This is a genomic window from Limnoraphis robusta CS-951 (genome assembly GCF_000972705.2).
The window spans coordinates 12,120-35,918 of the sequence record NZ_LATL02000286.1 but is presented as its reverse complement, the minus strand read 5'-3'; the positions used below and the strand labels follow the sequence as shown (position 1 = coordinate 35,918).

Sequence of the window (23,799 nt, the reverse complement as noted above, 5' to 3'; positions counted from 1 at the left end):
ACGTTTAAGTCCCTCTGAAAAGACTAAAGCCGTAAGAATTTTTACTGACTCTGAAATTTATTCTATAGCACTACGCATCATGGTTAGGACATTAGTAAAAGCTGAAAACCTTTTTTAGTCTAACTTTTGCCTTTTGCCTCTTGCCTCTTGCCTAGCGCGTAGCGCTATAACCCAAACAGACCCTCTCGAATGATTGAGTCAACGGATGTCCGATGCGATTAACCCTGTCGATCCAGTGGGTTTAAAGATTGACTATTTTCCCACCCTAATCATCAGGATAAGCTGAAATTTCAACCCGATCTGTTCAAATTGAACTGATTTTACTCGAAGATGTAATGGCCTGATGAATGGGCAACCAGACTGTAAAGGTTGTTCGTCCTGGTTGACTTTCCACCTCTATCTGTCCATGATGTTGCTGAATAATCTGACGGGCAATATCTAACCCCAAGCCTGTCCCAACTCCGGCGACCTTAGTCGTAAAGAAGGGTTCAAAGATTTTGTCTTGGATCTCAGCAGGAATACCACAACCGGAGTCTGTCACTTGAACTCGGATCAAACCCTGATGGCCAGTCGCGGTGATGTCTAATTTTCCCTGACGTCCCATTGCCTGAATCGCATTATGAATCAGATTAGCCCAGACTTGATTGAGTTGTTCAGGATAACATACAATCTCAGGTAGATCTTGATAGCTGGTACTCACTTGAATCCCCTGTTTTAACTGATGTTGGTAAAGAATTAAAACGCTATCAATTTCTTCAGCAATTTGAGCGCTAATCATGCGATCGCAAGGATCAGGATGAACGTAACGTTTGAGAGCGGAAACAATCGTTGAAGCTTTATCGACAGCCAGCTTAATATTTTCACTATTTCTCTGTTGCAGCGTCAAATGATAAGCCGTGTCTAAAATTTCGCTATGATTCTGATTTTGTAAGAGGCGTAAAATCCCAGGCGTTGCTTCTTTTATCCCCATTTCGACTAACATGGTGGCGATTGTTTCTGCTTGTTCAATTCCTTGGCGGGTTAACTGTTCTTCCAGGCTGCGTTTGAACTGACGTTCTTCTCGGAAAGACAGAGGAATATGACTCGGGCGACTGGCGGCTAATAATGCCATCAAATCTTCTTGTTGAGTTCCAGACCGTTTTCCCAGTAAAGAAGGCAGTTGTTTTAAGGTGCGATCAAAGGCATGAGAAAGGTTCTGAACCGAAGCATAAATTGCTGCCAAAGGCGTATTAACTTCGTGAGCAATTCCCGCAATTAGTTGTCCGAGAGCGACCATTTTTTCGGATTGTACCAGTTTTTTTTGAGTCTTTTTTAACTCCCTCAAGGTTTCCGAAAGGGCTTGAGTTTTTTCGGCTACTTTTTGATTGAGATTGCTGTATCGACAAGCATTTTTTAAGGCGCTCGCCATCCCTGGAGAGAGGCGATTAAACAGTTCTCGATATTCGGGAGTAAAAGCGTAGGATGTGAAATAATTTTCTAAGTATAAAATAGCAATCAGTTCACCGTGAAGTCGCAGGGGAAGACAAAGGAGAGACAGAGGTTTAACGGGACTATTAGGAATGAGATCCACTTCATTCTCAACATCGTTCAACAGTAGAGAAGTTTGAGTGTGAAGGACGCGATTAACAATCAGCCTCATCAACGGACTTTCAACGGTTTCTAAGGGCAGAGATTGTAAGATGTCTACCGTCTCAGACTCGAGACTTCCAGAGGCTTCGATTACCCATTGACCGGATTTTTCGAGAATCAGCCATGCTTGACTAGCGACAGGGGTTTCTAGAATCACCTCGATTAATTGAATCAGGAGATTGTTAAGTTCGAGTTCTTGGGAGAGGGCGCCCGAGGTGGCGAGTACCCAATTTAGATCCAAGCGGGTAGAACTTTTCGGGGCGGAAGTTCCACGCAGTCGGAAAGGTTCACGGGTCTGTCTATCGGGGAGCGGACAAGACAGTCTGAAGGTTGCACCGGATGATTCAAAATTATTGTGATCGCTATTCAGTCGCCTCATGTGTTCTCTCAATCCCTCTGAAAAATCAACCACAGTCGCAAACTGATCTGTTTTCCGTGACAGCACTATAGTGCCGAAAGTTGTCTTTATTTTAGCGATGTCTTCTGATGGGTCAAGTTGATGGAGCGTTTCCCTAACTATCTTTGAGAAGGATACATTTGGGGTCGTTATCGCTATATGATGAACATCTGCTATTTTCCGACGATCAGATTTTGAATCCGTATAATTCCTTGCAACCCAGGGCTTGAGTGAATTTGATGTTGTCGAAAGTCGGCCGAGTCATCAGCAGTTAACAACGAATGACTGTGATCCCTAATTTGATCTTGCCGTTTGGTCATTCAACTGCTACGCTAGCTGACTAAGACTGTGGTGTGAATTTTATTTTTTTAATTTTGGGCATCCTGATTTTAGATGGGATTGACAGAAGCAGATCGACGGCGATCACTCGAGGCAATCGGAATTTTTTTGAAAAAAACACAATTTACAACAAAAACACCAGATACTATGCTTTTTAATCAAAATCAATCCAATAAAAACTGTTTTGCTGCCGTTCCCCAATTGTCTCGTTCATTTTTAAAAACGGTGGTATTGGGAACTCAGGTGATCGGTGCCTCATTGTTCTTTCTTGGGGTTAACCTCCCGGCGGCTGACAGTCGCACTCCATCTCATTCTGCTGCTTATACCATGTCTTCCCCTTCAGCTTCCGAAAACCTCCCGCCAGCTTCAGTCTCAGAAATGGCACGTCAGGTAACGGTGAGAATTTTTGCCAATCGTAGTGTTGGGTCGGGTGTGATTATTAACCGTTCAGGACAAGGATACACCCTGATTACAAATGCTCATGTGGTCGGAAATCACTCCGGTAATTTTATGATTTTGACCGCAGATGGACAAATGCACGGGGGACGCCTGATTTCCTCATCCAACCATCTCGATTTAGCGGTGTTGCAGTTTAATAGCAGTCGCTCCTATCAAGTGGCAACGATGGGAGATAGCAATCGGGTTGCTGTCGGAGAAAAGGTGATGGCGGCGGGATTTCCCAATTGGTTGAATACAACGCCAGGACAGATGCAAGACACTCGGGACTGGGGAAATCGGCCGTTTCAACTCACTGAAGGTCAAGTGGGAATGGTACCGAACCGAACCTTAGTTGAAGGCTATCAACTGGGTTATACCAACGACATCCGTAGTGGAATGAGTGGTGGCCCTGTGTTTAACCAACGGGGTGAACTGATTGCGATTAACGGTCGTTCTAAGTTTGCCCTCTCAGCCGATAAGGTTTATCGCTATACTGATGGTTCCGCTCCTTCTCCTGAACAAGTTCAACAAATGAAAGCTCTCAGTTGGGCGATTCCCATTTCTAATATGCCGTTACGCGGAATGTCTTAGTCGCTGCTTGCCTCAGACTGTCTGATCTCCAGATTACTGGTTTTGAATTTTGGAGACGGAGATCGCTGAACCTGTAGTGGGGTCTGTCACTTCGTAGCGATAGATGGTGACTCCTCCCTGTCTGATGCGATTGATTTCTTCTGTATGATCTTCGCTATGGTATCGAGCGGAAGGTGTTCTAGGCGTTTCGCTGATCACGCCTAACAAACCAATCGTGACTAAAGCAACAGCCGCAGAAATTTTCACGGGGTTATTCAGGTTTTGATTGTTGAGTTTGATTGATTTGCCAAACATGATCAGTTCCTCTGTAGATGGGGTTGAGATAATTGAATAGTGAACTGCACTGGGGAGATGAATTTTTTCGGGTTGAGGAAAGCGTTATTGTCCAACTGGGTTGGAAACTTTCATCTCAGAAGACTTGCACTCTGTCAGGGAGGGAAGATTTTGCTCAAGTCTCAATGTCAGTTGGGTCTTTTGAGATTTGACATGAACCTGAAGGCTGAGAGTTGTAATGATGGCGATCGCCATAATACAGGCTTCTGTGATTGTCAGATTTGAGCTTTCGATGCTTCCCTGAATTGATGCTTTCTTGACCGAGTTCATAGAGACTAGAGATTAGAAGTAACGTTTGAGTTTGTTATTCTCCCAGTCAACTTCTACTTCCCATCTCTGCTGGTTCTTGTCCATCTGTGAGTTAATGTTTTCACTCACTTGATTGAGATTGTTGCGCGAGAGTCCAGGCTGAGACTGAACTTCCAATTGATCTAAACTGACACTCAACACATTATTGTTGAGATCTTGATCAAGAACTTGATTGTTAGTCTCGTGAACTTCTTGCACTCTAGAATAAGAAGTTGTTGTCACTGCGGAGATTTCTTCTTGAGCGAAGGAGGGATAGGCAAAGCTAGCCGTTAGAAGCAGTGCGGTGGTGAATTGGATTGCTTTCATAGTAAGCCCTCGTGAAGTTCTGATATGTTGACGATTCTTCAATCAAGGCGATCAAGTTCGTTGAGCGTTGTTTAGCGTTGGAGAATACGGGAGTTGTTAAAACCAATCTATTTTGTTGCTTTTGTAACAACTCCCGAGGGTTCCATCTGGTAAGCTCAATTAGTTGTAAAGCGGCTCACCACTCGCAGTTGCATCTCCGTAGTCTTGCAAGTGTTCAACGAACACATCGCCTTGTTCCCGATTTCCAGGAGATAAGGTGAACACTACATTTTCAAAATTAGCGTCACCCGGTTCTGCTGAAGCAAAGATTACTGTTTCATAGTTGACGACTCCGGCTTGATACATTTCTTCTAAAGTCGTTACGCCTAAAGATTCAGCCAAGTTCGTTAAACGAGTGCTAATGGCTTGGGCGCGACGTTCCGGAGTGTATGATCCTTGAGGATCGCTAGAAGAAAGAGTCACTTGCCAAATGACTAAAGGTTCAGATGCAACCTGGACGACTTCCCGTTTCAGTAAAGAATTTCCACCGAGAAGACCAGGATAACGAGTGTCGTAGGTTTCCCGTACAATCATGGGAACCGTACCATATTGATTCTTTTCTGGGTCAATTTCAACTGTTTGAAAGACAACCCGTTCTTTAGTAAATGTATCCGGTTGAGCTTTGGCTTGGGAAATACCAACGACTAAACCAGCAGTTACGATAGCGGTGGTGATGAATGCTTTGATGGCGCTTTTCATAAGTTTGACCTCCAGGTGCTTAAAGAGAGGTTGTTTTGTTCGGTATGTTCTTAACATTAAACCAATCCTATAACCCTGTCAGTAAGAACAAAGTAATGTGTTCCAGACGTTTTATTGGTCTGGGTGTTACTTGAAAGTTAGGCAAAAGTGATCGAAAAGTAAGTGAGATTTTTGGGTGTTGTATTTCTTCTTACAATCTCCGGGTTACTTTGACTTTCGTCTTCCGTTTCATGTAAGTAATTGTACTCCATCCTTTATTCTTTTGATCAAAAAACAATTATATTTTTTTTAGATTTACTCAGAGAAAATATTGAAGTTCTCAGTCTGATTGCTCCTCAAAAATTTTCTCTGTGCAGAGTAACGATGATCACTGCTATACAGCCTCGCTCAAGAAATCATCTTCCAGCAAAAATTCGACTTTTTATAGATTTTCAGGAGAGAATTTTCAGTCAATTGAAAAAAAGAAGATAGAATATTTTATCATTATTTTTATTTATTTAATTAGAGGAAAAATAAATTAATTCATCACAAACCTTTCTCTATTTATTATAGAAGTTCCTGAAAAGGAATAAAACAATTACAGGAATTTCTGTTACTAAAGTTACAAAATAGAAAAAAGTTTGATAGCCTTGGGCAGAGGGTGATGAGGGTGTGCGATCGCCAGACAGGGACAGTCGCCCCAAAATCACCACTTTCGGCAGAGGATCATCCGTTAGACAGAGGCAGTAACGGGTAAGCTCATGGTATAAAAACTTCAGGAAAGAAAACGAGCCAATCATCGCTCTAGCAGTTGATAGCGTTACTGTTCAGGATTACACTGATGGGGAGTGGGCTGAGGTTGACGCTGAACTCCCGTTTTTGTTGGGTCATAACCCACTAATATAACGTCTCCTTTCTCATCTCTTATCCATCCCCTCGCCGGAACAATAGTTCTAGAATCAATTGGATGATTATCTCGTTTTTTTGATTGTTGTTGACGACGTTGGGAGGAACGATTAACTGAAGGAGTCACAGGTTCAATCAGAGACAATTCTAACTCTGGAACTGCAAATAAATCTTGAATGGGGTTGAATGCAATACCGCCTCGTCCTGTGATAATAAATTGACTGTCTCCTCTTTGTTTGCAGGGGTCTTGAGCGATTAATGCAGCCGGATCAACGACTTGGACTTGAGTTGATTCTGGCGGGTCAAAATTCAGAGTATCATCAATAGAAAGTTCTCCAGCAGCATTAATAATACTATTTTGAGATTGTAAAATAGCCAGTTCTGAATTACCTAAAGGACGAATATTAATATTGCTGCCTCCCGTCGGTTCAAAAGCGCTGGTAACAATTTGACTGTTTTCTAACAACACTAAAAAGTTTGAATTAATATCAATATTTCCATCAAACGTTTGACCGCTTTGACTTCCTGCGGCAGAAATTGCGCTTTGACGCCGCACGCTAATATCGGGTGAATTGATAGTAATATTTCCACCTTCACCTGTTACTGAATCTGCGAATAGAGCTGCTTGTTCCAAACGAACTTGGGAAGCACTCACGTCTATATTTCCGGGATTACCTACACCGTCACCGTTTACTATAATACTAGATTGATTTCTAATCGTTAATTGTTCAGCATCAATTGTTACCGTTCCTCCATTACCCACCCCGGTTTCAGAAACGTTTGCAAGGATAAAAGACCTATCTGCTAATTGAATATTTTCAGCCTGTACATTGACCGAACCCGCATCTCCAATTCCTGAAGTTGATGTAGACAAAAAAGCTTGATTGCTCAAGGTTAAACGTCCAGTTTCAATAATGATATTTCCACCATTACCTATAGCTCCTTCTTGTCCAACAGTAGCGTTAATTGATGTTCTTTCCCCGTCAAGAAAAACTGATTCTGAGGCTTTAATGAAGATTGTTCCTCCTCTGCGATTCGGGGGAATTTCAACAGTAGTAATTTCCGATTCATTTGGCAGACGAATTCCAGAAAAAATTACAGAGCCGTTTTGCACTCTTAGTTGTTCCGTTTCAATAGTAATATCTCCTCCATTACCCGCACCTGCCGTTCCACTAGAAATAAACACCTGATCATCAAATAACACCTCTTGAGCTTGTATACTAATTGAACCTGAAGAACCCGTTCCCGAACTATCTGTGCGAATTAATGCTCCATCAATTCCGATTAGTCTTTGTGTCGTAATTGAAATATCTCCAGTGTTTCCTCCGTTACCCGCTTGAGCAGAAATTTGGCTACCTATTCCGACTTCTCCGGTTGATAAGGTAATTGTTCGAGTTCCCCTACCGCTAATTTCGATAGTATTGGCGCGAATATCAATTGAACCCGAACTGCCTACATCCCCTGAAAAAGTTGATATGTCTGCTCCGTTGAGAATTCTTAATTGGTCTGCTTCGAGTGTGATACTTCCCACGCTACTACCGCTAAATACTGTATTAGTAGATGTTTCGTCTGGTATCCTATTTGTTGACACAGCAATTGCACTGGGAAATATTATCTCTCCATTTTCACTGGAAAACCTTTGATCACCAATTAATTCAACAACAGAAGCTTGAATATTGATAGAGCCAGCGCTACTGCCGTTTACACTGCTTACTGATATACGACCTCCATCTCGAATGGTTAATCGTCCGGTTTCTAAATTAAGAGTTCCTGCGCTTCCTGCACCGTTTGTAAAAACATCTAAGCTACTTCTTGAGGAGCCTCCATCAATAGTCAACTCTCCTGCTATCTCCACTTCATTTGCTTTGACTTGTACAACACCCGAACTCCCCCTTCCTGTAGCAGAAGTTCCAATCTCTCCTCCCTCTTGAATTGTAAGTTTATTTGTTGTGATAAAAATACCTCCTGCGCTTCCTTCTACATTATCACTCGCGGTTGATATGTCGCTAAAAAATGCAGTGATATCTTCGGGAGAAACAGGAGGTTCTTTACCAAATTCAACGGATTCTGAATCGATTTGAACGGGACTTCCTCCACTGACTTCAACGGATTCTGAAGCATTAATAATCACATCTCCTGCTTGTCCGATGTCGGAGGTATTCGCAAAGATAGCACCTCCATTCCGAACGGCTAATCTGGGAGTATTGATAATAACGCTTCCCGCATTGCCGAGACCAGAGGTTCGAGTAGCAATTCGACTCGTAACGCCACTCGGTGAAACGCCTATTATTTCTATAGACTCCGAAGCATTAACAGTTATGTTTCCCGTTGAACCTGTTGCTCCTTGGTTGGCATCAAGCCGAATATCAGCACCATCACGAATGACTAAATTTCCCGTATTAATCGTAATATTTCCGATGTTACCCGTTCCAGAAGTTTGACCCGTTACAATAGAATCTGAAAGATCAATCTGCTGTGCTGCAATCTGAATATTTCCTGCGTTTCCGTTACCTGATGCACTTAAACTAATCTGTCCATTTATTGCATTAAGCGATGAGGTTGAAATTTCAATATTTCCTGTATCTCCAACAGCATTTTCTGCGATTCTACCCAAAATAGAACTGTTTGCTAACTCCACAGAATCGGTTGCAAAAATCGATATAGAACCTGCATTCCCTTGTCCAAAGGTACTAGATTGAATTAGCCCTCGCTCTGTTAATCGTAATTGTCCGGTTTCTATGTAAATATTTCCTGCATTACCAATACCTGTCTCACTGACATTAGCAAAAAAACCACTCCGAAACTCACCATTAGGAGAAGTACCCCAAGCTTCAACGGATGCGGCTTTTATATTGATATTCCCCGCGTTTCCTTGTCCAAAAATAAGTGTATTGATAAACGCTCCATTATTCATTGAGAGTGAATTAGCTGTGATGTTAATATCTCCTGTTTGACCAATTCCATTGGTATCGATAGCATTTATAATCGAACTTCCTGCCCCTGTTAGCAGAATATTTTCCTGAGCGTTAATATGAACATCTCCGCCTTGTGCTTCAATAGAACCTAAACCTTGATCAATTCCCACCCGAATAACACTACCGCCTGATATCTCAACATTTCTCGCATTAATATTAACGTCTCCGCCTCCATCCGCACGAACGTTTATTTGAGATTGATTGGTTAACGCTACATTCCCTCGTTGAATATTATCGGGAAATTGAAGAATGGGCGTATTGCCATTCGCCCCTACATTTGTTAATTCAATAATTCCCGGTTCAGATAATCCCCCTAATTGAATTCGACTCCCTGGAGAAATTGCAACACCATTATCAAATAATACATCTCCCCCAACTAATGCTAAAGTTTGATTTCTGGGAACGTTTAAGCCTTGAGGAATCAGAAATCCTGCATCATTTCTTAACGGACTTTCATCCAACCGAACGAGTTGTGGTAACGTTTGATTAACAATAGCGCCTGGATTTTCTCGAATATTCAAACCCAACGGCATATTTATCGTTAATAATGGCGGCGCTTCCGGGTTACTTGCGGCAAATTCAAAGCCATTTTCAAATAATACTCCATCGGCAGTTGTGGCAAAAAATGAACCGCCTACATCTAATCTGGCATTGGGTCCAAATACAATCCCCGCAGGATTAATTAAAAATAAATTGGCATTCCCTAAAACCCCTAATGTTCCGAGGATTTCTGAAATATTCCCCCCAGTAACGCGAGTTAGTATATTGATAATATTATCGGGATTGGAAAAGTAGGCTCCCCGTCCCTCTCTAATATTAAATTCCTGAAAACTATGAAATAAGTTAGACCCGCGAACCGCTCCCCCGTCTATGCGATCGCTATTTATTCCGCGAATGTTAACATTAGGAGTAACCACAGAGTTTTCTGAACCTAATGTGTTATCGGGGACTATTTGTGCTAGGGCTGTTAAAGGAGTTGCACTGAACAGAGTTGTCAGCGTTGCTAAAGCTGGAAAGGTCAGTAAACGTGGGGACATAGGTTGATGAATTCAACGATTTTGGCTAACGGGCTAACAGCAATTCACCTATTATAAGTTAACTAATCCCTATTCTGGGTGAAGTTGCATCTAATTTATCCCCCTAGCCCCCTTAATAACTGGGGATTAGTTGCATGATTAAGGAGAAACAGTATCAGTTAAACCTGACAAGATTGATTTCTTCCCTCAGCTTTTGCTTGATATAATCCTTGGTCGGCTCGCTTGAAAAGCTGGTCAACTATTTTATCCTCTCGCTCATAGGTTGTTACCCCAATACTCACTGTTAATTTTAATTCTCCTTGTTCTGTGAAAATCGTCATTTTTTCAATTTGTAAACGAATCCGTTCGGCGGCTTTCCAAGCCGAGTCTGTCGAAATTTGGGGTAAAATAACGGCAAATTCTTCACCGCCATAGCGACCCACAAAATCGACTTGACGAATACCATTGAGGATACTTTCAACAACAGCACAAAGCGCCTGATCTCCGACGGGATGACCATAGGTATCATTAACTTGTTTGAAATGATCGACATCGAGCAATAGAATAGAAAAAGGCGTACCGTAGCGCTTGGCTCGATTCATTTCTTGCTCCGCAATTTCCATGAGAGCGCGACGGTTTAAAATACCTGTTAGTGGATCAAGTCGAGCTAATTTTTCAACCGCTTCTAGAGCTTCTTGAAGTTCGATTTGAGTCTCTCGCAGTTTATCAACCGTATACTTTAGTAATAGATGAGTTCTGACTCGAGCTAAAAGTTCAGGTTTTCTAAAAGGCTTAGTTACATAATCAACCGCTCCAAATTCAAAAGCTTGAATAAGATGTTCTTCTTCTTGGCTAGCGGTGAGAAAAATCACCGGAATATATTGAGTTTTGGGTTCTGCTTTTAACGCTTCACAAACTTGCAACCCATCGATTTCAGGCATCATTAAATCGAGTAAAATTAGATCGGGTTTTGCCAGTTTTACTCGTTCGAGAACCTGATCTCCACTCCGAGCAAAAGTCACACTATAGCCAACGGGTTCTAAAATCTCTTTCATCACCTTGAGATTAGCTGGAATATCATCAACAACAAGAATTAGAAAGTCTTCTAGATGGGTTAACAATTCATCTGTCATAGGGTTTCCAACTCCTGTTTTTTAATAGATGCAATAACTGTTGTAAAATCTTCTACGGTTTGAGGTAATTTATCCCAATCAAATTCATTAAGCTGCTGAGTTAATGTGTTCACATATTCTGCTAATATCTGAGATTGATGTTCCTCCGCCCAAGCTTGTAAACGGGCAGTGAACTGTTCAAGATCCCGCGTTTTCATGGTACAGTGAAGTTCTTGCCAAGAGGTTTCGGCTTCCTGATTCAGCTTAGTCAACAATTCCGGTATACGAATCGATTTTTCAGGAAAGACTTCTGATACAGGAGAGTGATCGATTGCTGCTTCAGACAACGATAAACTGGGGTGTAATGGTTGATCAGTTTCAGCTTGAATAAGTTCGGGAGATAATGGCTCTAGAAGCGGCTTCAATACCGCTACCAATTGACTTCGACTAATCGGTTTTCGGATAAATCCTTCACACAAACGCTTTAATTCTTCCTCGTCTAAGCGTTGTGAAGATGCCGTTAAAATCACGATGGGAATCTGACGAGTTTGATCACATTTCTTGAGATAATGAGTGGCTTCTAAACCATCCATCCGAGGCATCCGCAAATCCATTAAAATCAGATGAGGTTGATAGATTTCCGCAAGCTGAATTGCTTCTTGACCATCATTGGCAAAAAATAATTTATGCTGTGTTTGTGAAAAATATCCCGCAATTAAATCTCGATTAGAAGCGACATCATCAACCACTAAAATTGTCGCAGGCTTAAACTGGTTTAAATTATCATCAACTGGAACTATTGATGCAGTTTCTGAAGACATTGATGTGATCTCTAAATCCGGAAAGTAGAAGCAGAAGGCGCTACCCTCTCCTGGTTGGCTATAGAGTTCTATCGTACCATTGAGTAAGTGAACTAAACGCTCTGTAATCGCTAATCCTAAACCCGTTCCTCCGTATTTGCGGGTACTTTGACCATCACTTTGGGTAAAGGCTTGAAAGATTTTTTTCTGAGATTCCGGTGCAATCCCAATTCCGGTATCTTCGACTCGAATTTTTAGGTTGATTTTCTGTTCTTGGAATGACTCACAACCCACCTCTATTTTAATAGATCCCTTCTGGGTAAATTTAATCGCATTCCCAACAACATTAAACAAAATTTGGCGAATCCGAACCTCATCCAATTCAATTGCTAGGGGTAAAGCTGGATCAATTTCTGCATACAGGAACAATCTTTTTTCTAACACCTTTTGTTGAAAAATTTGCTGAATTTCTGTAACAATACTCCGTAAATTCGTCGGTTCATAGTGAAGTTCTAATTTCCCCGCTTCGATCTTAGATAGATCTAAAATATCATTAATCAGAGCCAACAGAGTACGACCACTGGCAACAATCGTATCCACATAGGCTTTGATCTGCGGCTCACTCACACTCGACTGAAGCAAGTCTGCAAAACCCAGAATGGCATTCATCGGTGTGCGAATTTCATGGCTCATATTTGCCAAAAATTCACTTTTCGCGGCGTTGGCTTTTTCTGCTTCTCGTTTAGCTCGTTCTAGATCAATATTTTTGCGGCTCAACTCTTCACTGCGATCGACTTCTTTCTCCAACCAGTGAGCTTGCGCCAGAGCAATTCCCACCTGAGCCGCAATATCTTCTAAGAGCTTAATTTCATCAACAGTCCAGACTCGATAGCGATCGCATTGATGAACCCCAATCATACCATTGGGTTTTCCCTGATAGGAAGTACGGATCGATAACATCGATTTAATTTGTAGTTGATGATAGAGATGAATCACTGGCTCAAATAAAGGTTCATCATCGACATCATAAACAACACTGGCTTGATTATTTTTCAAAACAAATTCCATATGAGGATTACCTTGAACTGGAATTTCAACGCCTCTCATAGAGGGATAAGAATCTTTGAGATATTCAGCCACTAAAGGAATTTCGGGTGAGGGCTGGGCATTATAACTATGAATTAAACAACGGCTCACTTGAAAAGCTTGTCCGATTTGCAAAGCTGTTGTTTCAAAAATGTGTTGAGTATTGAGGCTTTGACGAATTTCATCGGTAATTTGACGCAGCAAAAGAGCTTGTTGATATTGACGTTCTAGAGCTTCTTCAGTTTGCTTGCGATCGCTAATATCCGTCGTAATAATCACAGCCCCTTCAATCTGTTGATTTTCAGAGAAGGGAGCAATTCTGACTTCTTCATATTGAGTTACACCCTTTGGAGTTTTTTGTGTGTGAGTCTCGAATCTCACTCCAACATTCAATTGAAATACCTGTTCAATCCCTTGAGAATAGATTTCTTGATTCTCCAAGGGTAAATGCTCATAAATCTCACTCCCGATCACTTCTGAAAATGAACCACCTGCTGTCAAATGATTAACAAACAAAATCCGTCCTTGGCGATCTACCACGCTAATAAAACTCGGGATATTTTCGAGAATTGATTGCAGTTTTTCTTGAGAATCTTTGAGTTTCTGCTGTGCTTGTTGACGTTCAGAAACATCTCGCAAAATAACCGTTAAGACGATGCCATTTTGAGTATTTAGTTTAGAAATTGATGCTTCGGCGGGAAACTCGGTTCCATCCCGACGACGAGCCAAAATTTCCGGACTGCGATCGCCCATTTTGCGAGCAGTTGTGTCAGATTTGCAAAAGTTTTGAATATGTTGACGATGCTGTATTTTCAGGGATTCAGGTAAAAGAAGATCGAGGGGTTGACCAATAGCTTCTTGTGGACTGTAGCCAAAGATTTTAACAGCACCTTGATTAAATAATATAATCCGTTGTGATTGATCCACTGAAATAATCGCATCCTCTGCAATATCTAAAATTCGGGCTAATTGAGCTTGACTTTCAGACAAAGCGGTTTGCATCTGTAGACGCTCAACCCACTCTTGTTGTAACCGAGCATTAGCTTGATCGAGTTCCTTCGTTCGTTGAGTAACTCGGGCTTCGAGTTCGCTATTCATCTGTTGGACTTTTGCTAATAAAGCCGCTTGCTGAATGGCGATCGCGACTTGTACAGAGAGTGACTCTAGAAAAAAGACTTCTTGGGGTTGCCAATATCGAGGCTGAGTGCAATGATGAGCGATCAAAAGTCCCCAAAGTTGATCATTAACGTGGATCGGAACGATTAAATTTGATCGGACTTGAAACTGTTCTAGAAACTTCACGTGACAATCACTTAAACTATCGGTATAGATATCGTGAAAAACTTTGCTTTTCCGCTTGTGGTAAGGTTCCAGCCAAGCCTCTAGAAAACATCTATCCTTGACAACCCGATCTAGGACAGAAAAGCCCGATTGACTGACTGATTCTACCACAACTTTTCCATTCCATTCCGAGTCAAACTGATAGATAATCACCCGATCAGTATTCAGTAATTGACGCACTTCTTGAACGGTTGTATTGAGAATTGTCTCTAAATTGAGTGAGGAGCGAATTCGCAACGCCACCTCAGATAAAAGTTGCTCTCGTCTGGCTTGAGTTGCTAATTGAGTGGCTTGATTATTCACTTGCTCTTCGAGATTTTGATTAATACTTTGCAGCATCTCCATTTTTTCGATTTGTAGCGTTTTAACTTGCTGCTGCAATATAGAAATAATTTCATGCAGTTGAGTTGAATCAATCATCTGCAAAATACTGGTTTGTGTTAATATACCCAGCAGTTCATTTTGAGAATTCACGACAACTAACCTTCCCACTTGACGCTGCTGCATTTGTTGGTATGCTAACCACAGCGATTCTTCGGGATGAGTACAAAATAGCGACTTACTGATCACCTGATCGGCTCGTAGCTTACACAAGTCAAGTTTTAACGCTTGAAAGTTAACAATATCGCTTTCAGTCACAACGCCTAGCGGGGAAATTTTACCGCTTTCCTGTTGTTTGGCGATCACAATACAACTGACTTGCTGAGATGCCATTTGTTGAGTCAGTTCTAATACAGTCACATCGGGTGCTGCATAAATCACCTGTTGACTCATCACTTCATAGACTTGACGACATTTCAACAAACCCGCAGGTTCGACGGGGGCTTGAATACTGCTTGGGGTGATGATACCGACTGGGTAATATTGGGCGTTGACAACCGGGAGATGGCGAATCCGATGTTCAGCCATGAGTTTCGCCAGATGTAAGACATCTTGGACTTCTGAAATCTCACAGACAATTAACTGTCGAGTCATCACGTCAGCCACGTTCATCTGTTCTAAAGATCTCCCCTCCGCAATCAAACGCACAACATCTCGCTCAGTCATTAACCCGACTAATTTCTCGGTTTCTAACACGAGAACACAACTCACTCGCAAAGGAGTTGTAGCATCAACACCCGAGTCAGGCTGGCTACTAGAGCTGATCAGCTCTATGGCTTGTGTTAGGGGAGTTTCTGGAGAAACAGTAATGAAATTTTGATCAATACAAGCTGATGCTAAAATAGGCTGACCCGGATTGAGAGATGACATCAGAACAGTCACTTAGTTTTTTGTCAACGATTATTGTACTTATCCAGTATGGCAATCAAAAACAATTACCTCTTCTATCATAGGTTAACGGGTATTAAACTTCACTTAATGTTAAGTTAAATCAAGTCCAAATTTTGTTAAAATTTAATTAATTTTATTTAATCCCTGCCCATTGCTCTATATTCATTAATCAGGATGGAGATTCTTTTTGCTATTTACTCCTGTTTAGATCAGCCGTTGCTAAAGCGTCCTCCCCATCTGCAACCCATGCAATAGGCTATTTGTTTGATTGAAAAACGTTTAATGAAAACGGAGACAACCCATTTTAAACATCAAATCAAAATTTGAGCTGGAATGGGGAGTTGTGATGGAAGATTAGGTCAGTTATAATGATCATAAAAAGTTCTAATAGAAACGATTCATTCAAGTCAAGCACTCAAAGATAAACGCCTAGAAATCTTTCATATATAGCATCCTGACAAGAGGTACTGATGCCAACCCTGATTCCCAGTCTTTTGGCTTCCTCCCTCTTGCATGAGTGACTAGGGCTGATCTGGGGGACAGAAGCTAATTAATCCTTGATCAAGACCCATCTTTTCCGCTCTTATTTAACAAAATTTCCGGATCACCCGTGAAAAAATTGTATGATATTAATCAAGTTTAATTTAATTGAATTTACAGAATATTTACATATTATTTACTTTATCTTTACAGAAGTCCCTGTTCTTTTAGGGGAAGTAGATGTTAGCTTTAAACAGAAGCAATCATCACCGTGTTTTTACGGATTAGTTCTACCCCAGTCTCAGGAGATTTAAATGGCAATTCTTGGTTTTACCGGACAAGCAAAAGAAATAGATATTAGTGATTTTTGGTTAAATGATGCTACAGGCAACTCTGCCTATAAATATTCAAGCTGGTGGGCTGAGAAAGGCAATAGCTTGCTGTTCTTTAACGAAGCTCAAAATGTCACCCTCTCACAAAATATCAAAATCAGTGATCCCCAGGATTGGGATGATCTCAACAACTTAGGAACGATTCCAAAAGGAACTGTTGTTGACAGCCATTTCATCTATATGAATAATGCCAACACGTCCACACGGAAAACCTTTACAGCCACCTTCACTTTTGATAAGCCTATTATTGGCTTCATGGCTGATGATGAGTTGTTTGGTAATGCCAGCACCTTACAACCTCTCAATGGTAATGACCAACTGGTTGGTTATCGGGCTAGGGTCTTAGCAAGTGGAAATACTCTAGAAGGGCCAAACAGTGGACTTCCTCAAGATACGGTCAAAATCACAGGAACCAATAATAACATCTTAGAAGTTACATTTACCAGTCAATCGGCCGTTGACCCTCTGCGGGTAATTACACTAGATTCTGGAACCCTAGCAAACCCCTCACCAACACCGCAACCAACACCCACACCCACTCCGGTTCCCACTCCGGTTCCCACTCCGGTTCCCACTCCGGCTCCCGACAATGGTGGTAACGTTGAGTATAACAAAGTGATTGATGTTAACCCCAACGCTGATTCACCAGGAGCGGGTGAAAAGGACAACTTGAGTGGAACGAACAACCGAGATCTGTTTATTCTTGGGGATGCGAGAACAGCCTATTATAAGGAGGGCAGTGATCAAGGCACAATTTCTCAGTTCAATCTTGCAGAAGATAAAATTCAACTTCATGGTAGTCCGGATGATTATGTCCTGAAGAACAACACTCATGCCCATATCTTCTACAAAGACGAGTTGATTGGAGTTATTCTTAATCAACCAGCTTCTGGACTGTCATTAAACAGCGACATCTTTACCTACGCTTCGGGAACCGAACCTGCGCCCGCTCCCGTTCCCACTCCGACACCCACTCCTGAACCCACTCCGACACCCACTCCTGCTCCCGATGGTAACATTCAATATCGGCAAGTGATTGATGTTAATCCCAGTGATTCTTTACCGGGTAAGGGTGAAAGGGATGTGCTAACCGGAGAGAACGGCCCGGATAAGTTCATTCTTGGGGATGCAACAAAACCCTACTACATCGATGGTAACACCGCCACTAATAGTTGGAATGATTATGCTCAAATTTCCGGGTTCAATCCTCTAGAAGATAAGATTCAACTTCATGGCAGTTCGGTTGATTATAGGCTGAGACAAGAAGCGGGAAGTACGCGCATCTTCTATCTTGGCGAGGGGACTCAAGAGATCATTGGAATTATCTCGAATTCTTCCGGTTTGACATTAACTGACGACAGCTTTCAATATGTCTAGTCCTGAACTCCGGCTGCATTCAACCGATTGATGTAGCCCGGTAGTGAAGTGCATTAAATACGCATCCTATCCATCTGACTGTAGTCAGCATTCGAGAATTGTACATGGGATTTCAACAAAAAATAAAGTCGGGAATCAGCCACCGTTCCCGACCTTTTTTAATCTCAATATGAATTCAGCTTTTAACACCGTTGCAAGATAACCACTGAACGCTCGGTTACAGGTACAGCTTTATCTTCGGAATAAGTCACCCAATCGGTGATAAAAGACGGCTCTTTCGTATCAATCACCACCCGCCATTGGCGATCGCGTAAACCTTCGGGTAAATCAAACTCAATCATCTCATAGTGAGCGTTAAAAAAGAGCAGAAAACTATCATCCATCACCCGCTCACCTTTAAATCCCACCTCGGGAATTTCTTCACCATTGAGAAAAACAGCGATCGCTCTCGCAAAACCCATACACCACTGTTCTTCTGTCATTTCACCGCCATCTGGATTATACCAACCCAGATCACTCACCACTGATCCATGAATGGGCTGTCCTTGGAACCAACGACGGCGCCGAAACACCGGATGACGACGCCGAAAATCAATCAATTGACGGGTAAAATCCAGTAAATCTGCATTACTTTCTGGCAAATTCCAATCAAGCCAAGACAATTCATTATCCTGACAATAGGCATTATTATTCCCTTTTTGAGTGCGTCCCAATTCATCGCCACTGACTAACATTGGCACCCCTTGAGACAACATCAATGTAACTAAGAAATTCCGACGTTGGCGGTTGCGTAACTCCAAAATCTCTGGATCATCCGTTTCGCCTTCTTCCCCACAATTCCAAGAACGGTTATGGCTTTCACCATCACAGTTATCCTCACAATTGGCTTCGTTATATTTTTCGTTGTAGCTAACGAGATCATTTAACGTAAAACCATCGTGAGCTGTGATAAAGTTAATACTGGCGTGGGGTTGACGGCCGTTATTTTCATACAAGTCTGAACTTCCGGTAAACCGATAAGCAAATTCAGCTAGCAAGCTATCTTCACCTCGCCAAAAATCCCGCACAGTATCCCGATATTTCCCGTTCCATTCTGACCATAAAATGGGAAAATTCCCCACTTGATAACCGCCTTCCCCAACATCCCAAGGTTCAGCAATCAGTTTCACATCCGACAACACCGGATCTTGGTGAATAATATTAAAAAATGCCCCCAAACTATTGACTTCATACAATTCTCGCGCCAACGCTGAAGCCAAGTCAAACCGGAAACCATCAACGTGCATTTCCAGCACCCAATAGCGTAAGCTATCCATAATCAGCTTCAGGACTTGCGGATGAGAAACGTTGAGAGAATTACCGCATCCGGTAAAATCCATGTAGTAGCGAGGATTGTCTTCAACTAAACGATAATAAACTGCATTATCAATTCCTCGCAATGATAATGTCGGCCCTAAATGGTTGCCTTCTCCGGTGTGGTTATAAACTACATCCAAAATCACCTCGATACCGCCATTGTGCAGGGCTTTCACCATTTTTTTAAATTCTTGCACCTGTTGTCCTGGCGTTTGATCTGCACTGTAAGGCTGATGGGGCGCCAGATAACAAATTGAATCATAACCCCAATAATTTTTGAGGCCGTTTTTGATTAAATGTCCCGGTTGAGAGAGAAAATGATGTACAGGCATTAACTCAACTGCGGTAACGCCTAAAGACTGGAGATAGGCAATAACCGCCGGATGTCCGAGTCCTGCATAAGTTCCTCGGAGTTCTGAGGGAATGTCGGGATGCAGTTGGGTAAAGCCCTTAACGTGCATCTCATAGATAATAGTTTTGTGTTCGGGAATGCGGAGTAGTTTATCGTCTTCCCAATCAAAGGTTTCATCAATGACGACGGCTTTGGGGACGAGATGAGCGTCATCGAGTTCAGAAAACGACAAGTCTTGCTCTTCACTCTCCCAAGAGTAGCCAAACAAGCCTTCTCCGCACTGAATTTCACTGTCTAAGGCTTTGGCATAGGGGTCAATGAGTAACTTATTGGGGTTAAAACGATGACCTTGATCGGGGCAATAGGGGCCGTGTACGCGGAAACCATAGCGTTGACCGGGGCTAATACCAGGGATGTATCCATGCCAGATAAAGTTATGGACTTCGGTGAGGAAAATACGGGTTTCCTGGTCTTCACTGTCGAACAAACATAGCTCAACGGCGACTGCATTTTCACTATACAACGCAAAGTTTGTTCCTTTACCATCCCAGAGTGCGCCTAAAGGATAAGGTTTACCGGGCCAGACAGGTAAATACATACAAACGCTTCCTATTTTAATTTAGGTTCAGGACACCCCGAGGCTGAAATAACTAAGAGTCAACAGCTTCGAGATGCTGTCCACACTGAGTCAGGTTTCAGCATGACCTGAGTTTTAAAACAATATTAACGAAACAAGGTAAAGTCCGACCATCAGCTAAATTGTATATATCCATTCACCGTCAACTTTGGCGATCGCTCCACCCGGAAAGGGATCGCTCTGGGATCGGTTCGGGGCTGAGATTAAAGCGGTCAGCTTCTCGATCATCTCAAATGTGGGTGATGTCGGTAGAATCTCTTGCAGCCAACGACGCATGACTCGACGTTGCAGGGCGAGGGGGGCTTGACGTAAAATCAGGCGATTGATTTTTAAAGGGGTAGAATTCGCTTCAAATGCGATCGCTTGTTGATACAGTTGTTCGGTGGCTTGTTCTAAGTAGTCTACTTCGGCTTGTAAGAGTTCAGCAGTTTGCGCTAAAGCTTGTTCGGTTTGCGGGTTAAAATGGGTTTGCAAGTAGGGTATTAACTCAGTACGAATCCGGTTGCGAGCATATTTTAAGTCTTGGTTGGTACTATCAGACCAAATTTTTAACTGTTGGTCTTGGCAAAATTGACCCGTTTGCGATCGCAAAATTTCTAACATCGGTCGCACTAACCATACATTATTATTAGTATCGGCGGTAATTTCTAAAGGACGTTTCCAAGTTAAGGCTTGTAAGCCATCAGCCCCACTACCGCGAATTAAATTGTATAATAACGTTTCGGCGCGATCGCTCTGGGTATGACCTGTAACAACATAGGCGTAATTATGACTTAGAGCAATTTCAGATAAAACCTGATAACGCCAGTGACGAGCATCGGCTTCACTTTTTGGGATTTGTTGAGCCGTTTTACCGTAAAATAAGACTTGCCAAAATTGGGCAAGTTGTTTAATATACTTAGCATTATCCGCAGAGTCAGAGCGCCAACCATGATCACAATGAGCGATCGCTAAGTCCCAACCCCATTTCGGTTGCAAGTCTAGGAGCAATTTGATTAGGCATAGGGAGTCTTGTCCGCCGGATACTGCTACCAAAAGCCGTTGACCGGAAGGTAAAAGTTGACGTACTTTTAAAGTTCGATGAAGTTGAGCATGGAGGGGTGTCCAAGAAGCAGAATTAGACATTTCATTGAGTAACAATCCTTTAATTACAGGAAAAGTCGGCGTAAAATTGATCGGGCAGAGACTGTTCTGGGATGATCGAAAGAAAAATCAAAAATTCTAGCATTCCGGCTTTCTCTTTCCTAATTTTAAATGATATGTCAACGATTTATACGGAAATTGAAATTAATGCCTCCAAACAGCGAGTTTGGCAAGCACTCTATCAAAAAGAAGATTGGGTTGAGTGGAATAGTTTTTTATTTGACCGTGACTCCAGTTTACCCTTTGAGGTGAATCAAATCCTGCGGCTATCGGTGTGGCGAAGTCCGGCTGACGAAGATACAGAGTTTCAAGCCATTGTTAAAGTTGTACAACCGGCCGTCTGTTTGAGTTGGGTTTGTGAAATTCCGGGTTTTCGGGGTGAATATTGGTTTGAATTGCAAGAAATTGGGGAAGGTCGGACAAAGTATATTCACCGAGAAGAGTTTTCTGGATGGATATCACGGGTATTTTTACCGTTTATTCGTGAAGATGAAAAACGAGGCATGGACAGAATGGCCCGAGAGTTAAAAGGATATGTCGAAAAGCTTAAAGTTTTGTGAAGTTACTTTTCAATAGAGGCCTAATATGAAATGAAAAAATAATCCGACAAAAAGCAGAAAGCAAGAGGACTGATCACTGGTAGAGGCAATTCTACAAAACAGGTCACTGTCAACGGTCTCCTCATCCGTAATTTGAACCAAACATTAAAGTATTTCATATAATCTTTCTGGAGTCAATGAGGCGATTAACTTCTTAACAAACTGCTGCACTCAGTCGAATATCAATTCGGACTTCCACATCCTCGAAAAAATACAGAGGAGAACTTCCTGCTGTGCTTATACAACAGATCAACTCCGTAGACTTACTGAAGCCTCTAAAAATTAATAATACAGTATCTTTACTGAAGCTTTACATAAAAGGGTTCAGTTGTCTGAAAGGTTTTACACAACCCCCCTTACTTTTTCAGAAATGTCATTGTACGATTCAAACAGAAAGGACTAAAGCATAATTATTCAAAACTAGAGTGTTCTTCAGTTAGGGTTGTAAACTCTTCTGCCTAACAGATCAGGATTGAGAATTGACACATCAAGTCGGAAACTTGATCAAAATTTAGGCGGAGACTAACTTGATTAGAAGCCCAAAAATCGGAAGGTTTTAGGCTGAAATTTTATACGACGATATTGTACATAATTTTGAGGGGTAAAAATGGTACTCGCAAGTCAAACTAGCTCTAAACTCAAAAGTGCGGCTAAACATCAAATTAAAAGTTTTCGCCTCAAGCCTCAAGAAAAGTTCAACGATTCAAACGGACTGAAGATCTTATTTTTAGCACCGCATCCTTTTTATCAAGACCGAGGAACTCCGATTAATACAGGCTTTTTTTTAAGAGCGTTATCCGAAAATCATCACCAAGTCGATGTTGTTACCTTTCCTGAAGGAAAAGATATTGAACTCGAGAATGTCAGAATCCACAGAACCATAAAAGTTCCTTTTGTTAAAAACATTAAGCCGGGATTTTCAGGAAAAAAATTAGTCTATGACTTCTTGATGATCTTTAAAGTGATGCGACTGGCGGCGAGCGGTAAATATGATCTGATTCAAGCCATAGAAGAATCTGTTTTTATCGCCTTACTGATGAAGCTAATGTTTGGAATTCCCTATGTTTATGACATGGATTCCTCCATTGCTCAACAGATGATCGAGCAAATCCCATCACTAAAACCCTTGGCTGGGGTGTTTAACTGGTTTGAGAAAATGGCAGTTCAAAACGCGAAAGCTGTGGTTCCGGTCTGTAATGCGATCGCTGAAGATATCGCTCGTTATCAACCGGAAAAAGTAACTCTACTTCCCGATATCTCGCTGTTAGAAGAATCGACAACAGAAGTCAACGAAGACATTCGCAAACAACTCGGTATCCAAAATAAAATCCTGATGTATGTCGGAAATTTAGAAGGATATCAAGGGATTGATTTGCTGCTAGACAGTTTTGCACTCACTTTAAAATCTACCAATCAAGCAGATTTAGTCATTATTGGTGGAGATGAAGCCGGAATTGAAAAATATCAAGCAAAATCCACTCAATTGGGAATCAATCACAAAGTACATTTTCTCGGTCAACGTCCTGCTAAAAATCTGAGTGGCTATCTTTCCCAAGCTGATATTTTAGTCTCTCCTCGGACGAAAGGGATTAATACCCCGATGAAAGTTTACTCCTACCTCGATAGTGGGAAAGCGGTTTTAGCAACTGATTTGCTGACCCATACCCAAGTTTTAACTCCAGAAGTTTCCATGCTGGCGCAACCTACACCAGAAGACTTTTCTCAAGGTATGATTGAGTTGATCAACAATCCTAACTTGTGTTCAGAACTCGGAAACGCTGGACAACAATTGGTTCAAGAAAAACACAGTTACAGTGCATTTCGCAAAACCGTTAATGGCCTTTACTGTTGGTTACAGCGTGAAATCTTTCCGACTCAGTTGCAAGTAGGATAGAT

The 23,799-nt window shown here is 41.9% G+C and carries 15 protein-coding genes; 4 read left to right on the top strand and 11 right to left on the bottom strand.

Features of this window, described 5'->3' with window-relative positions; all coding sequences use genetic code 11:
- Positions 1–304: 304 nt before the first annotated feature.
- Positions 305–2,008, bottom strand: a complete 1,704-nt coding sequence (locus WN50_RS24240) for a GAF domain-containing sensor histidine kinase (RefSeq protein WP_049560585.1) — start codon at positions 2,006–2,008, stop codon at positions 305–307.
- A gap of 504 nt (positions 2,009–2,512) precedes the next feature.
- On the opposite strand from WN50_RS24240, the gene WN50_RS24235 reads away from it, so the two are divergent.
- The gene (locus tag WN50_RS24235; protein ID WP_200906329.1) at positions 2,513–3,394 is read left to right on the top strand and encodes a S1 family peptidase; all 882 of its coding nucleotides are present in this window, start codon (positions 2,513–2,515) and stop codon (positions 3,392–3,394) included.
- Between the two features lie 33 nt (positions 3,395–3,427).
- Here the strand turns inward: WN50_RS24235 and WN50_RS24230 are convergent, their stop codons facing one another.
- The 8 genes from WN50_RS24230 to WN50_RS31145 all read right to left on the bottom strand — a co-directional run bounded on the left by WN50_RS24230 (position 3,428) and on the right by WN50_RS31145 (position 15,546).
- On the bottom strand, positions 3,428–3,688 hold the full coding sequence (locus WN50_RS24230) for a hypothetical protein (protein WP_046280280.1): 261 nt from the start codon (positions 3,686–3,688) through the stop codon (positions 3,428–3,430).
- An 84-nt stretch (positions 3,689–3,772) separates the two neighbouring features.
- On the bottom strand, positions 3,773–3,997 hold the full coding sequence (locus tag WN50_RS24225; protein WP_046280281.1) for a hypothetical protein: 225 nt from the start codon (positions 3,995–3,997) through the stop codon (positions 3,773–3,775).
- A 12-nt stretch (positions 3,998–4,009) separates the two neighbouring features.
- Entirely contained in the window at positions 4,010–4,342 is a 333-nt protein-coding gene (locus WN50_RS24220; RefSeq protein WP_046280282.1) for a hypothetical protein, read from the bottom strand.
- A 159-nt stretch (positions 4,343–4,501) separates the two neighbouring features.
- The gene (locus WN50_RS24215; RefSeq protein ID WP_049560588.1) at positions 4,502–5,080 is read right to left on the bottom strand and encodes a COP23 domain-containing protein; all 579 of its coding nucleotides are present in this window, start codon (positions 5,078–5,080) and stop codon (positions 4,502–4,504) included.
- Positions 5,081–5,619: 539 nt separating this feature from the next.
- Positions 5,620–5,859: a hypothetical protein gene (locus WN50_RS34335; protein WP_152964884.1), complete on the bottom strand. Its 240-nt coding sequence runs from the start codon at positions 5,857–5,859 to the stop codon at positions 5,620–5,622.
- 20 nt (positions 5,860–5,879) lie between these two features.
- Positions 5,880–9,977 (bottom strand): two-partner secretion domain-containing protein, encoded by a 4,098-nt coding sequence (locus tag WN50_RS24210; protein ID WP_049561032.1) that lies wholly within the window; start codon positions 9,975–9,977, stop codon positions 5,880–5,882.
- Positions 9,978–10,135: 158 nt separating this feature from the next.
- Positions 10,136–11,089, bottom strand: a complete 954-nt coding sequence (locus tag WN50_RS24205; RefSeq protein WP_046281012.1) for a diguanylate cyclase — start codon at positions 11,087–11,089, stop codon at positions 10,136–10,138.
- Complete coding sequence (locus WN50_RS31145; RefSeq protein WP_053221593.1) at positions 11,086–15,546, bottom strand: GAF domain-containing protein; 4,461 nt, start codon at positions 15,544–15,546, stop codon at positions 11,086–11,088. The genes WN50_RS24205 and WN50_RS31145 overlap by 4 nt, the downstream gene beginning before the upstream one ends.
- 815 nt (positions 15,547–16,361) lie before the next feature.
- Between WN50_RS31145 and WN50_RS37005 the strand changes: the two genes are divergently transcribed.
- Entirely contained in the window at positions 16,362–17,816 is a 1,455-nt protein-coding gene (locus tag WN50_RS37005; protein WP_046281011.1) for a hypothetical protein, read from the top strand.
- A 182-nt stretch (positions 17,817–17,998) separates the two neighbouring features.
- On the opposite strand, the gene glgX is transcribed toward WN50_RS37005, so the two are convergent.
- The gene (gene glgX / locus WN50_RS24190) at positions 17,999–20,122 is read right to left on the bottom strand and encodes a glycogen debranching protein GlgX (RefSeq protein ID WP_046281010.1); all 2,124 of its coding nucleotides are present in this window, start codon (positions 20,120–20,122) and stop codon (positions 17,999–18,001) included.
- A gap of 156 nt (positions 20,123–20,278) precedes the next feature.
- Entirely contained in the window at positions 20,279–21,286 is a 1,008-nt protein-coding gene (tilS, locus tag WN50_RS24185; protein ID WP_046281009.1) for a tRNA lysidine(34) synthetase TilS, read from the bottom strand.
- 71 nt (positions 21,287–21,357) lie between these two features.
- Here tilS and WN50_RS24180 point away from each other — a divergent pair, with 71 nt between their 5' ends.
- Both WN50_RS24180 and WN50_RS35485 read left to right on the top strand, forming a co-directional pair.
- Positions 21,358–21,864, top strand: a complete 507-nt coding sequence (locus tag WN50_RS24180) for an SRPBCC domain-containing protein (RefSeq protein WP_235441115.1) — start codon at positions 21,358–21,360, stop codon at positions 21,862–21,864.
- A 646-nt stretch (positions 21,865–22,510) separates the two neighbouring features.
- Positions 22,511–23,797, top strand: a complete 1,287-nt coding sequence (locus WN50_RS35485; RefSeq protein ID WP_082172543.1) for a glycosyltransferase family 4 protein — start codon at positions 22,511–22,513, stop codon at positions 23,795–23,797.
- Positions 23,798–23,799 lie beyond the last annotated feature (2 nt).

Excerpts from the sequence above, each read along its gene's own strand:
- WN50_RS24240 (WP_049560585.1), bottom strand. The coding sequence starts at position 2,008 with ATGAGGCGACTGAATAGCGATCACAATAATTTTGAATCATCCGGTGCA.
- WN50_RS24235 (WP_200906329.1), top strand. The coding sequence starts at position 2,513 with ATGCTTTTTAATCAAAATCAATCCAATAAAAACTGTTTTGCTGCCGTT.
- WN50_RS24230 (WP_046280280.1), bottom strand. The coding sequence starts at position 3,688 with ATGTTTGGCAAATCAATCAAACTCAACAATCAAAACCTGAATAACCCC.
- WN50_RS24225 (WP_046280281.1), bottom strand. The coding sequence starts at position 3,997 with ATGAACTCGGTCAAGAAAGCATCAATTCAGGGAAGCATCGAAAGCTCA.
- WN50_RS24220 (WP_046280282.1), bottom strand. The coding sequence starts at position 4,342 with ATGAAAGCAATCCAATTCACCACCGCACTGCTTCTAACGGCTAGCTTT.
- WN50_RS24215 (WP_049560588.1), bottom strand. The coding sequence starts at position 5,080 with ATGAAAAGCGCCATCAAAGCATTCATCACCACCGCTATCGTAACTGCT.
- WN50_RS34335 (WP_152964884.1), bottom strand. The coding sequence starts at position 5,859 with ATGATTGGCTCGTTTTCTTTCCTGAAGTTTTTATACCATGAGCTTACC.
- WN50_RS24210 (WP_049561032.1), bottom strand. The coding sequence starts at position 9,977 with ATGTCCCCACGTTTACTGACCTTTCCAGCTTTAGCAACGCTGACAACT.
- WN50_RS24205 (WP_046281012.1), bottom strand. The coding sequence starts at position 11,089 with ATGACAGATGAATTGTTAACCCATCTAGAAGACTTTCTAATTCTTGTT.
- WN50_RS31145 (WP_053221593.1), bottom strand. The coding sequence starts at position 15,546 with ATGTCATCTCTCAATCCGGGTCAGCCTATTTTAGCATCAGCTTGTATT.
- WN50_RS37005 (WP_046281011.1), top strand. The coding sequence starts at position 16,362 with ATGGCAATTCTTGGTTTTACCGGACAAGCAAAAGAAATAGATATTAGT.
- glgX (WP_046281010.1), bottom strand. The coding sequence starts at position 20,122 with ATGTATTTACCTGTCTGGCCCGGTAAACCTTATCCTTTAGGCGCACTC.
- tilS (WP_046281009.1), bottom strand. The coding sequence starts at position 21,286 with ATGTCTAATTCTGCTTCTTGGACACCCCTCCATGCTCAACTTCATCGA.
- WN50_RS24180 (WP_235441115.1), top strand. The coding sequence starts at position 21,358 with ATGATCGAAAGAAAAATCAAAAATTCTAGCATTCCGGCTTTCTCTTTC.
- WN50_RS35485 (WP_082172543.1), top strand. The coding sequence starts at position 22,511 with ATGGTACTCGCAAGTCAAACTAGCTCTAAACTCAAAAGTGCGGCTAAA.